The organism is Mesorhizobium sp. M4B.F.Ca.ET.058.02.1.1 (assembly GCF_003952505.1).
GTDB lineage: Bacteria > Pseudomonadota > Alphaproteobacteria > Rhizobiales > Rhizobiaceae > Mesorhizobium.
Window position 1 is genome coordinate 207,226 of sequence record NZ_CP034450.1, and the last position, 11,875, is coordinate 219,100.

An 11,875-nucleotide genomic window follows, 5' to 3' on the forward strand; every position below is an offset into this window, starting at 1 on the left:
CATGGCGAAAGCGGAAAACGCCGAACTCGTCTTCGTGCCGCTTGGCGGCGTCGGCGAGATCGGCATGAACTTCGCCCTCTACGGCTACGGGCCGGCCGATGCGCGCGAGTGGATCGTCGTCGATGTCGGCGTCACCTTTCCGGATTCGGCGCATCCGGGCGTCGACCTGATCCTGCCCGACACGCGCTTCATCGAGGAGAACCTCGACAGTCTGCGCGGCATCGTCATCACTCACGCACATGAGGACCATTACGGCGCTCTGCTCGACATCTGGCCGAGGCTGAAGGCGCCGGCCTGGATGACGCCGTTCACCGCCGGCCTGCTGGAGGCCAAGCGGCAGGGCGAGCAGAATGCGCCGAAGGTGCCGGCGATGATCTACCGGGCCGGCGAGAAATTCACCATCGGTCCGTTCGAGATCGAGGCCATCCCGGTCGCCCACTCGATTCCCGAGCCGATGTCGCTGGCGATCACCACTCCGGCTGGCACCGTCATCCACACCGGCGACTGGAAGATCGATCCGGAGCCGACGATCGGGCCGAAGACCGACGAGGCGCGCTTCCGCGCCTATGGCGACAAGGGCGTGCTGGCGCTGGTCTGCGATTCGACCAATGCGCTGCGGGAAGGGGAATCGCCTTCGGAAGTGGCGGTCGGCGAGGGGCTGAAGGGCGTCATCCAGAGCGCCAAGGGCCGCGTCGCCGTCACCACCTTCTCCTCCAATGTCGGCCGCATCGTTTCCATCGCCAGGGCGGCGCGCGACGCCGGCCGCCAGTGTCTGGTGCTCGGCCGTTCGCTGAAGCGCGTCATCGATGTCGCCGGCGAGCTCGGCTACATGGACGGGCTGCCGGAGTTCATCGCCGAGGAGGATTACGGCTTCATCCCGCGCGAGAACCTGGTCATCATCTGCACCGGCAGCCAGGGCGAGCCGCTGGCGGCACTTGCCAAGCTGTCGCGCGACGAGATGAAATCGGTGTCGCTGACGGCCGGCGACACCGTGGTGTTTTCCTCGCGCACCATCCCCGGCAACGAGAAGGCGATCCTCGAGATCAAGAACCGGCTGATCGACCTCGGCATGAAGATCGTCGAGGACGGCGATGCGCTGGTGCACGTCTCCGGCCATCCGCGCCGCAGCGAATTGCGCAAGATGTATGAATGGGTGCGGCCGCAGATCGGCGTGCCGGTGCATGGCGAGGCGGCGCATCTGGTGGCGCAAGGGTCGCTGATGTCGATGTCCGGCATCGGCCAGGTGGCGCAGGTGCGCGACGGCGACATGCTGAGGCTCTATCCGGGCGCCGCGACCATTGTCGACCAGGTGCCGTTCGGCCGCGTCTACAAGGACGGCCGGCTGATCGGCACCGACCAGGCGATGGGCATCCGCGACCGGCGCAAGCTGTCCTTTGCCGGTCATGTCGCCGTCAATGTCGTGCTCGACGACAAATATGAGCTTGCCGGCGATCCCGACCTGGTGGCGATCGGCGTCGCCGAGGCGGACGCAAGCGGCGAGACGCTGGAGGACCTGATGCTCGATGCGGCAATCGGCGCCGTGGACTCGATCCCCCGTCAGCGCCGAAAAGACCTCGACCTGGTGCAGGAGGCGGTGCGCCGCGCGGTGCGCGGTGCCGCCAACGAAGCCTGGGGCAAGAAGCCGCTGGTGACGGTGTTCGTCACGCGGTGACGAACAAGGGAATAGGGGAGTACGGCAGTAGGGGAATAGGGAAGAATAAGCAGTCTGTATTTGTTCAGACTCGTTTCCCTACTCCCATACTGCCCTACTCCCTTACTCCCCTAAAGCGGAGCGCTTTATGCTCGGACGCCTGAACCATGTCGCGCTTGCCGTGCCGGATCTGGCCGCGGCAATGGCGGCCTATCGCGACACGCTCGGCGCGCGGCTGAGCGCGCCGCAGGCGCTGCCGGAACATGGCGTGACCGTGGTGTTCGTCGATGTCGGCAACACCAAGATCGAATTGCTGGAACCGTTGGGCGAGAACTCGCCGATCACAGCGTTCCTGGAGAAGAACCCCTCGGGCGGCATGCACCATGTGTGCTATGAGGTGGATGACATCGTGGCCGCGCGCGACCGGCTCAAGGCCAGCGGCGCGCGCGTGCTGGGTGACGGCAGCCCGAAGATCGGCGCGCATGGCAAGCCGGTGCTGTTCCTGCATCCCAAGGATTTCTTCGGCACGCTGGTCGAACTGGAGCAATCATGAGCTGGGTCTCGTTCATCGCGCTGTTCTTCGCCACCTGGTGGGTGGTGCTGTTTGCCGTCCTGCCGTTCAGCCTCAGAACCCAGGATGAGGACAAGGATGTGACACTGGGCACCGTTCCCAGCGCGCCGCGCGGACCGCATATGCTGCGTGCGGCGTTCCGGACGACGATCGCCACGCTGGTTCTTCTCGGCATCTTTTACGGCATCACGCGGGGGCTTGGCCTCGGCATCGACGACATCCCGCACATCGTGCCGGACTTCAACCAGACGCCGAAGAATTAACGACGCAGTCGACCCAAAGTCATCCCATTGCTTGCGACTCGCTTCAGCCGGAAATCCGATAGCCGGCTGTCGAACTCTCGTTGAGATGACGTTAGGTGAAGCAGTTTGGCAACCTGCCAGACTAAGCAGATGATTGCACAAAAAAAATGCAAGGCACGAGGCCTTGCAATTTAAACGCGTCCGATCTGTTTCCGGTGTCCGGCGGCAGCGAGTGACCGCGCCTAGATCGCATCCTCCCAAGACTTTGACCGCGTAGGAGAGCAGATTATTTTCCGCCCTCTCGGTTATCGGGGCACACTAGCCTAAGGCAGATGAAATTGTCACGAAGAATTTTGCCCGCAAACGGGCAATATCGTGCTGCACTGCACAATAGTACGGCAGGCCTTGCTTGTGAAACGATCAACCGGGCGGTTGCGGCACTTCGGGCGCTCGCTCGGGTTTCCAATCCGCCATGAAATGGCTATGAAGCCGGGGCAAGCAGCCCATGCCGCGCCGATTCCGGCGAGGCCATCCTCTCTCACGGACCAGTCCATGCGTTTGTCGCGCTATTTCCTGCCCATTCTCAAAGAAAATCCGCGCGAGGCCGAGATCGTCTCGCACCGGCTGATGCTGCGCGCCGGCATGATCCGCCAGCAGGGACAGGGCAGCTTCTCCTGGCTGCCGCTCGGCAAGCGGGTTCTGGACAAGGTTTGCCGGATCATCCGCGAGGAGCAGGACCGCGCCGGCGCCCTGGAGATCCTGATGCCGACCATCCAGTCGGCCGAGTTGTGGCGCGAAAGCGGCCGCTATGACGACTACGGCAAGGAGATGCTGCGCATCAAGGACCGGCAGGAGCGCGAGATGCTCTACGGGCCGACCAATGAGGAAATGGTCACCGAGATCTTCCGCGCTTATGTGAAGTCCTACAAGGACCTGCCGCTCAACCTCTACCACATCCAGTGGAAATTCCGCGACGAGGTGCGGCCGCGCTTCGGCGTTATGCGTTCTCGCGAATTCCTGATGAAGGACGCCTATTCCTTCGACCTCAACTACGAGGGCGCCAAGGCCGCCTACAACCGGATGTTCGTGTCCTATCTCAGGACGTTCACGCGCATGGGCCTGCAGGCGATCCCAATGCGCGCCGACACCGGGCCGATCGGCGGCGACCTAAGCCACGAGTTCATCATCCTGGCCGACACCGGCGAGAGCCAGGTGTTCTGCCATCGAGACTATCTCTCGCTCGCCGTGCCGGGCGCGAACACCGACTTTTCCAACGACGCCGAGATCGCCGACATCGTCAAGACGTGGACGACCCCCTATGCCGCCACCGACGAGATGCATGACGAGGCGGCCTGGGACAAGGTCTCCGAGGGCGACAAAGTCTCGGCGCGCGGCATCGAGGTCGGCCATATCTTCCATTTCGGCGAGAAGTACTCCAAGCCGATGGGCGCCAAGGTGACCGGGCCCGACGGCAAGGATCATTTCGCTTCGGGCGGCTCCTACGGCATCGGTCCCTCGCGGCTGGTCGCGGCGATCATCGAGGCGAGCCATGACGACAACGGCATCATCTGGCCCGACGCGGTGGCGCCGTTCGACATCGGCCTGATCAACATGAAGGTGGGCGACGCCGAATGCGACCGCGTCTGCGACGAGCTCTATGCCGCACTCTCCGGCGCCGGCAAGGACGTGCTCTATGACGACACCGACCAGCGGCCGGGTGGCAAGTTCGCCACCGCCGACCTGATCGGCCTGCCCTGGCAGGTGATCGTCGGGCCGCGCGGCGTAGCCGCCGGTGAGATCGAGATCAAGAACCGCAGGACCGGCGAGCGCGAGACGCTGCCGATCGAAGCGGCGAAGAAGCGCCTCGGTATCGCCGCATGAGCCAGGCGGCCGCAGCCAAAGCCCCGGCCGTCAAAGCCCCAGCCGCCGGCGCCTTTTCGGTGTTCGAGCGCATGGTTGCCTGGCGCTACCTGCGCTCGCGGCGCAAGGAGACGGTGATCTCGGTCATCGCCTCGATCTCCTTCCTCGGCATCATGCTGGGGGTGGCCACGCTGATCGTCGTCATGGCGGTGATGAACGGGTTCCGCGCCGAGCTGTTGACCCGCATCCTCGGCGTCAACGGCCATCTGATCGCGCAGCCGCTCGATTCGCCGCTCGAGGACTATGCCCAGGTGGCGAGCCGCATCAACGGCGTGGCAGGCGTCAAATACGCGATTCCCCTGATCGACGGCCAGGTGCTGGCGCAAGGCAATGTCGGCGGCGGCACAGGCGCGCTGGTGCGCGGCATACGCGGCGAGGATCTCGGCAAGATCTCGATCGTCTCCGGCAACATCAAGCAGGGCACGCTGGACGGCTTCGACACCGGCGAGGGCGTGGCGATCGGCAAGCGCATGGCCGAGAATCTTGGCCTCGTGCTCGGCGACACCATCACGCTGATCTCGCCGGAAGGCGACGTGACGCCGCTTGGCACGACGCCGCGCATGAAGGGCTACAAGATCGCGGCGATCTTCGAGGTCGGCATGTCGGAGTATGACAGCTCGATCGTCTACATGCCGTTCTCGGAGGCGCAGCTCTATTTCAACATGGACGGGCGGGCGCAGACCATAGAGATCTATGTCGACAATCCCGACAATGTCGATGCGCTGAAGCCGCTCGTCGAGCAGGCGGCGCAGCGGCCGATCGACCTTGTCGACTGGCGCCAGCGCAACGAGACGTTCTTCTCGGCGCTGCAGGTCGAGCGCAACGTTATGTTCATGATCCTGACGCTGATCGTGCTGGTGGCGGCTCTGAACATCATTTCCGGCCTCGTGATGCTGGTGAAGGACAAGGGTCACGACATTGCCATCCTGCGCACGATGGGCGCCTCGCGTGGCGCCATCCTGCGTATCTTCCTGATGACGGGGGCGGCCATCGGCGTCACCGGCACTGTCGCCGGCGTGCTGCTCGGCGTCGTCATCTGCCTCAACATCGAATCGATCCGCCAGTTCTTCTCGTGGATGACGGGCAGGATCCTGTTCAATCCCGAGCTTTATTTCCTCAGCCAGCTGCCGGCGAAGATGGACCCGCGCGAGACGACCTATGTCGTCATCATGGCGCTGGTGCTCTCCTTCCTGGCGACTGTGTTTCCGGCATGGCGGGCCGCCCGCCTCGATCCGGTCGAAGCCTTGAGGTACGAGTGATGGCCGAGGCCATTATCGAGCTGAAGAGCGTCGAGCGGCACTATGTCCAGGGCCCGCGCAAGCTCACCATTCTTAACGGCGCCGACTTTTCGCTGCGGCGCGGCGAGATGGTGGCGCTGGTGGCGCCGTCCGGCACCGGCAAGTCGACGCTGCTGCACACGGCCGGGTTGCTTGAGCGGCCCGACGCCGGCGACGTGATTCTGAGCGGGCGCGCCTGCGGCCGGCTCTCCGACGAGGAACGCACGGCCATCCGCCGCAACGACGTCGGCTTCGTCTATCAGTTCCATCACCTGCTGCCGGAGTTTTCCGCGCTGGAAAACATCATGATGCCGCAGCTGATCAAGGGGCTGACGCGCAAGGAGGCGGCCGAGCGGGCGGCACAGCTGCTCGACTACATGCAGATCGGCAAGCGCGCGCATCATCGGCCGTCGGAGCTCTCGGGCGGTGAGCAGCAGCGCGTGGCAATCGCGCGCGCCGTCGCCAACGCGCCGCTGGTGCTTTTGGCCGACGAGCCGACCGGCAATCTCGACCCGGTCACCGCTTCCTATGTGTTCGAGGCGCTGGAGGCGCTGGTCAGGCAATCGGGCCTCGCGGCGCTGATCGCCACCCACAACCACGAGTTGGCATCGCGCATGGATCGGCGGGTGACGTTGGCCGAGGGCAAGGTCGTCCCCCTTTAGGTCACGGCGATATTCGGGTGAGGCCGGCCTGCGAAAGGCGGCTTCCTGCGCTTCCGGTGCTCACGTACTTCAAGTGCGCTCCGCTCCGGTTCTCGGAACCCACCATTCTCGACTCGGCCTGCCCCGAATCTCGGCGTGCACGGCGACCTGACTGCCAAGACTTTCTGTCCGCCGTGAACGCAAGACCGGCGCGCATTCGCCTGTCAACCTTTCCTTAACCCTGCCGGATTGAGGGCCCGAAATTTCCGGGCGGCGCCTTTTTGCGGTCGTTGACATTCGAACAAAATTAGAACAAATTACGAACATACTAACAACTGGAGAGAGTTATGTCGGACCTTGTTCAGGATGTTGTGTCGCTCGTTTGCATGAGCACGTTTCTGATTTCCATGGCGATCTGGATCGGCGCCATGTGAGGACCATGCCTTGCGGCCGGCTGTCGCAAGCGCTTCGACGTTAAGCTTTTCTTGTCCGCCAAGACGCTAGGTTGCACCGAAGACAGGGAGCAATACCGGTGTCGCCGATCGTGATGGCCATCCTCCTGGCCGGCAATCTCGGACTGATTTTTCTGCTGATGACCGTGCCGCTGGGTTTGCGTACGGTCACGGTGTCCCGGCTGGTGGCGGCGGACCGCCATCGGCTCTGGCAGGCGCTATGGCCGTTCGGCAGCGATGCCGGCTGGTCGGGCGAGATCGTTTCGACGCAGGCACTGGATGGGGAGGGCATGGCCCGGATCACCCTGTCCTGGGAGGGGCGCGATGGCCAGCCGATCGAACGCAGGGTCGCGCTTGAAAATGTCGTCGAGGCCAGCCGGTTCTCCATGCGCGTCCTCGACGATTCTTCGCTCGATGCCTCGTTCTGGGCAAACTATCGCGAAACCATCGAGCTCGCGGCCGAAGGCGGCGCGACCCGGGTGAGTCTCAGCCAGACCGATCGCTATCGCGGCGTCGCGTTCCTGATCTTCCGCTATTTCGCCATGCGTCGCGAGCTCGGCAAGCTGCAGCGCTGGGCGAGGACCGGAGAGTATCGCAAGGGCGGCTGGTTCGAGCATCCGCTGAGCCAGGTCGGATTCGCCGTGCTTTCGGCCTTCATCCTGTGGCCGTTCTTCGGCCTCAGCCTTGGCGGCCTGGCGCTGGCCGCGATCCTGACCTCGGTGGTCGCCCTGCACGAGCTCGGCCATATGGCGGCATTCCGGCTGATGGGACATAGCAGGGCGCGCATGATCTTCATCCCGCTGCTCGGCGGTATCGCCATCGGCGGCAGGCCCTACGACAGCCGCTTCGAGGTGGCCTTCGTGGCGCTGATGGGCGCCGGCTTCTCGGCCTTCCTGGTGCCCGTGCTGATTGCCGCCAGCGGGCTTGCCAGAGGCGAGGGGCATGGCGCAGTCGCCGCGCTGCTGGCGACGCTGGCAGGCTTTTCCGCGCTCTTCAACATCGCCAATCTGGTGCCGGTGTGGAAGTTCGACGGCGGCCAGGTGCTGCGCCAGATCTGCCCCGGACCGATCGCGCTGGCACTGGCTTCGTTCCTGCTGCTGTCAGCCCTGCTGGCGCTCGGCTGGCTGGCCGGCTTTTCGCCGGGCTTCCTGCTTGCGGCCGGCGTCGTGTTCCTGATCCTCAGCCTGCTCACCATGGGCAGCGCGGTGAAGCCGCGCCATGAGCTGAAGCCGATTCGCACCTTGGACCGTTTCGCCATGGCCGGCGCGCTACTCGCGGTCTTCGCCATCCACGGCTACGGGGTGCTGTGGGCGTCGGCGCAACTGGTCTGAGCCGAATTCGGCATAGGCTTCAGCCGGCCTTGCGGATCGCCTCGACGGCTGAAGCGGCGGCGGGGCCGAACGCATGTTCGAAAGCGGATTTCAGCGCCAGGTCAAGGTCGGCCATGGTCACCGGCAGGCCGAGGTCGACCAGGCTGGTCACGCCATGGTCCTCGACGCCACAGGGCACGATGCCGGTGAAGTGTCCGAGTTCCGGCTCGACATTGATGGCGATGCCATGAAAGCTCACCCAGCGCCTCAGCCTGATGCCTATTGCCGCGATCTTGTCCTCGGCCGGCGTGCCGTCGGCAAGCGCAGGGCGGTCCGGCCGCACCACCCAGACGCCGACCCTGTCCTCGCGCCGCTCACCGCGCACGTTGAAGGCGGCGAGCGTCGCGATGATCCACTCTTCGAGCGCGGCAACGAAAGCGCGCACATCCTCGCGTCGGCGCTTGAGGTCGAGCATAACATACGCGACCCGCTGGCCAGGACCGTGATAGGTGTATTCGCCGCCGCGGCCGGCCGAAAAGACCGGAAACCGGTCGGGCTCGATCAGGTCCTCGATGCGGGCGCTGGTGCCGGCCGTGTAGAGCGGCGGATGCTCGACCAGCCAGACCATCTCGCCGGCGGCACCGCTGCGGATCGCCTCGGCGCGCGCCTCCATGAAGGCGATCGCCTCGGGATAGGCGGTGAGGCCAGGCTCGATCACCCATTCGACAGGTGCTGAACCGGGCAGGGGCAGGAACGACGTGGCGATCTGGCTGCGTTCTGGCATGATAAATCTCTTGTGCCCTCTCATATGGCGGCAATGGCTGCAAACGTCCAGTTCCCCGGCATTTTCCGAAGCTGTGGGACGTTATGCCGGCAGCTCTGTCCGATGCATGTCGTTCCCCCAAAACCGCTACGCACTTTTGGGCGACATGCATTGGCGAATATTCCGCGCGGCGCACTTGTTTCGCCGGAAACGATTTGCTACAGGCCCCGAGCCGGTTCGTTCCGGCTCCTACCACGTGCGGTCGTGGCGGAATTGGTAGACGCGCAGCGTTGAGGTCGCTGTGGGGCAACCCGTGGAAGTTCGAGTCTTCTCGACCGCACCAATCTCTTCCCGAAAGTTCCTTTGAACAGCCTTTGGACTTAGGCTGGCGCGAGCGCTTGCGGCCGCCCGCGCGGGGCAAATCAGAAGCGATCGCCCGTAGGAATCAATGCCGCCGGTGATGCAGGCAGCTCGGCAAAGGCCGGTCCTACCCCGTCCACCCCAGCCCCGCCGAGATGCAGTTGATCGAGACGAGCAGGGCGTCGGTCGCCCGCTTTTGATCCGCTGCGCCGGTATTGGCGCGAACTTCACGCAGCAGATCGACCTGCAGCCGGTGGATGTCATCCATCTGTCGCCGCAGATTGTCGAAACGCCGCTTGAACATCGGAAAGCGCGCGGAGAGATCGCCTCCCGTGAGGTCGCCGATCAGGCGTCGCGTCAACTCATATTCAGCGGCGATGCGGGCGTGGATTCGTCCGGCCGCATCGCTGTCGGACACCAGGCCGGCGTAGAGCCGCGCGATCTCCATGTCGGACTGGTAAAGCGTCTTCTCGGCCTCGTCGACGATCAGGCGGAAGAAGCGCGAGTGCTCGAACATGCGGGCCAGAAGGTCGCGCCCGGCCTCGCCGCGCACGGTGACGAAGGAGCTCATCGCGCTGCCGATGCCATACCAGCCGGTCAACAGATGACGGTTCTGGCTCCAGGCGAACACCCATGGAATGGCGCGCAGGTCGGCGATGCCGCTGGCGCCAAAACGGCGGTCCGGCCGCGAACCCATTTTCAAGAGCGCCAGCTCCGCGACCGGGCTCGCCTGGTTGAAATAGTTGAGGAAGCCGGGCTCGGCCATCAGCCCGGCATAGGATGCCTGCGACATGCCTGCCAGCGCTTCCAGCGCTTCGTCGAACTCCGGCGCTTCCTTCAGCTCGACATCGCCGGGCGATCCTACACTGTGAGCCAGCACGCCAGCGGCGAGAATCTCGAGCTGGTTGAGGCCGGTGCCGCGATTGGCGAATTTCGACGAGACGACCTCGCCCTGCTCGGTCACCCGCATGGTTCCGGCGACGGTGCCTGCCGGCTGCGCCGCGATTGCCCGCCCGGTCGGCGCACCGCCACGGCTGACGGAGCCGCCGCGGCCGTGGAAGAAACTGATCCTGACCTTGTGCTTGCGCCCGATCGCCGCGAGGCGCTTTTGCGCTTTTGCCAGTTCCCAATTGGAGGCCAGGAAACCGCCGTCCTTGTTGGAGTCCGAATAGCCGAGCATGATTTCCTGGCGCGCGCCGAAATCTTGCACCGTGCGCCTCACCAGCGAAACGCCGAGCAATCCGTTCAGGATGCCCGGGGCGGCCTGCAGATCGGCGATGGTCTCGAACAAGGGCACGATCCGCAGCCGGATTGTGCCGCCGCCACCGGGCGCGGTCGAAAGGCCGCAATATTGCGCCAGCAGATAGACAGCGAGCAGGTCGTCGGCCGAGCGGGTCATGCTGAGAACGAAAGCGCCGACCGCGTCGCCATCCGATCCGGAGATGTGCCTGGCGATGACCGAGAACGTCGAAAGTAGTTCGCCTGCTTCAGGCGAGAGCCGGTCTGCGTTGATCTTCAGCTGCTCGCCCTGGCTCAAGGCAGCACGAATGCGCGCCGACCATAGCGGCGTGCCGACTGCCACCGGGTCAGCGGGATTTGTCAGCGCAAACAGCTCGGCCAGCACGCGGTTGACGACCGTGGAGTTCTGCCTGACGTCGAGCGAAACCGTGCGGAAGCCGAAGCTTCCGACCTGCCAAAGCAGCGGCTGGACGAAACGCCTGGCTACCGCGCGTCCGCCGATCGCTTCGAGCACTGAAGACAGGGCGTTGAGATCGGTCCGAAACGCCTCCGCCGAGGGGTACGCTGGCGTCCCGCCATCCCGCGTGGCGATCAGCCGGGCAAGCAGGGCCGAGGCGAACTGGCGAAGTGGTTCGTCAGGGTTGCGGGCGGCGAGCTCGTGTCCCTGTCCGCTTTTATCGAGCGCCGTTTGCAGCACCGGCTCGAAGCTGGCCGGCAGGTCGATAACGTTCGAGCTGGCGCTGAGCACCGACACCAGCCGCTGCACCTGCGCCAGATACCAGCCTATGGCGGTATTGCGGTATTCGGCCATGGCATGGGCCGTGACCGCGGCCGTCACGTTGGGATTGCCATCGCGGTCGCCGCCGATCCACGAAGCATAGCGCATGAAGGAGGGAACTCTGATCGGCTCTTCCGGATAGTGACGCTCGAAGGCGCCTTGGAGCTTGCCATAGAGCTGCGGCGTCGCCTCGAAGATGACTTCGCGAAAGAAATGCAGGCCCCAGGCGATTTCGCGTTCGACCGTCGGGCGCTCCAGCCGCAGTTCACCCGTCATCCACAAAAGCTCGATTTCGCTTTCCAGATCGGCGACCAGCAGGTCGCGCTCGCGCGGCGCCCAGCGCGGCTGGTCGAGCTCGGTCAGCTTGCGATAGATACGGCGGTGGATCTCCAGCACCGTGACGCGCTTGGCCTCCGTCGGGTGCGCGGTCATGGTCGGGCCGACACAAAGCTCGCTGAGCGCCGTCTGGACTTCTTTCGCGGAGTGACCGTTCGCTGCCATCTGCGCGATCACGCTGGCAAAGGACCCGGGCACCTCATCGACACCGGCGCCTTGTTCGAGTTCGCGGCGCGCCCGCATGGCAAGCAACTCGTCGGCAATCGCCAGCAACTGGAACCATACGCCGCTCGCCTGGAGCGCCGGGATGCGCTGCTCGGGGCGAGGGAGACAAG

9 protein-coding genes and 1 tRNA gene are annotated in these 11,875 nt (G+C 64.7%); 8 read left to right on the top strand and 2 right to left on the bottom strand.

The genetic code is table 11. The annotated features are described in order from the left end of the window. Window position 1: 1 nt before the first annotated feature. The 7 genes from EJ073_RS01025 to EJ073_RS01055 all read left to right on the top strand — a co-directional run bounded on the left by EJ073_RS01025 (window position 2) and on the right by EJ073_RS01055 (window position 8,085). Complete coding sequence (locus EJ073_RS01025) at window positions 2-1,672, top strand: ribonuclease J (protein ID WP_126054033.1); 1,671 nt, start codon at window positions 2-4, stop codon at window positions 1,670-1,672. Between the two features lie 127 nt (window positions 1,673-1,799). Next, window positions 1,800-2,204, top strand: coding sequence for a methylmalonyl-CoA epimerase (gene mce, locus EJ073_RS01030; RefSeq protein ID WP_126054034.1), 405 nt, complete (start codon window positions 1,800-1,802; stop codon window positions 2,202-2,204). Next, window positions 2,201-2,485, top strand: coding sequence for a DUF1467 family protein (locus tag EJ073_RS01035; RefSeq protein ID WP_126054035.1), 285 nt, complete (start codon window positions 2,201-2,203; stop codon window positions 2,483-2,485). Before mce ends, EJ073_RS01035 begins: the two co-directional genes overlap by 4 nt. A gap of 531 nt (window positions 2,486-3,016) precedes the next feature. Then, window positions 3,017-4,345, top strand: a complete 1,329-nt coding sequence (proS, locus tag EJ073_RS01040; RefSeq protein ID WP_126054036.1) for a proline--tRNA ligase — start codon at window positions 3,017-3,019, stop codon at window positions 4,343-4,345. Beyond that, complete coding sequence (locus EJ073_RS01045; RefSeq protein ID WP_126054037.1) at window positions 4,342-5,643, top strand: lipoprotein-releasing ABC transporter permease subunit; 1,302 nt, start codon at window positions 4,342-4,344, stop codon at window positions 5,641-5,643. The genes proS and EJ073_RS01045 overlap by 4 nt, the downstream gene beginning before the upstream one ends. Further along, on the top strand, window positions 5,640-6,323 hold the full coding sequence (locus tag EJ073_RS01050) for an ABC transporter ATP-binding protein (protein ID WP_189347389.1): 684 nt from the start codon (window positions 5,640-5,642) through the stop codon (window positions 6,321-6,323). Before EJ073_RS01045 ends, EJ073_RS01050 begins: the two co-directional genes overlap by 4 nt. A 511-nt stretch (window positions 6,324-6,834) precedes the next feature. Then, complete coding sequence (locus EJ073_RS01055) at window positions 6,835-8,085, top strand: site-2 protease family protein (RefSeq protein ID WP_126054039.1); 1,251 nt, start codon at window positions 6,835-6,837, stop codon at window positions 8,083-8,085. A gap of 19 nt (window positions 8,086-8,104) precedes the next feature. Here the strand turns inward: EJ073_RS01055 and lipB are convergent, their stop codons facing one another. Next, window positions 8,105-8,848 (bottom strand): lipoyl(octanoyl) transferase LipB, encoded by a 744-nt coding sequence (gene lipB, locus EJ073_RS01060; protein ID WP_126054040.1) that lies wholly within the window; start codon window positions 8,846-8,848, stop codon window positions 8,105-8,107. A gap of 237 nt (window positions 8,849-9,085) precedes the next feature. On the opposite strand from lipB, the gene EJ073_RS01065 reads away from it, so the two are divergent. Continuing rightward, window positions 9,086-9,170, top strand: a tRNA-Leu gene (locus tag EJ073_RS01065). 144 nt (window positions 9,171-9,314) lie between these two features. Here the strand turns inward: EJ073_RS01065 and EJ073_RS01070 are convergent. Then, complete coding sequence (locus EJ073_RS01070) at window positions 9,315-11,849, bottom strand: phosphoenolpyruvate carboxylase (RefSeq protein ID WP_245455658.1); 2,535 nt, start codon at window positions 11,847-11,849, stop codon at window positions 9,315-9,317. Window positions 11,850-11,875 lie beyond the last annotated feature (26 nt).

Bases quoted from the DNA above. Each gene is read 5' to 3' on its own strand.
- EJ073_RS01025 (WP_126054033.1), top strand. From the start codon at position 2: ATGGCGAAAGCGGAAAACGCCGAACTCGTCTTCGTGCCGCTTGGCGGC.
- mce (WP_126054034.1), top strand. From the start codon at position 1,800: ATGCTCGGACGCCTGAACCATGTCGCGCTTGCCGTGCCGGATCTGGCC.
- EJ073_RS01035 (WP_126054035.1), top strand. From the start codon at position 2,201: ATGAGCTGGGTCTCGTTCATCGCGCTGTTCTTCGCCACCTGGTGGGTG.
- proS (WP_126054036.1), top strand. From the start codon at position 3,017: ATGCGTTTGTCGCGCTATTTCCTGCCCATTCTCAAAGAAAATCCGCGC.
- EJ073_RS01045 (WP_126054037.1), top strand. From the start codon at position 4,342: ATGAGCCAGGCGGCCGCAGCCAAAGCCCCGGCCGTCAAAGCCCCAGCC.
- lipB (WP_126054040.1), bottom strand. From the start codon at position 8,848: ATGCCAGAACGCAGCCAGATCGCCACGTCGTTCCTGCCCCTGCCCGGT.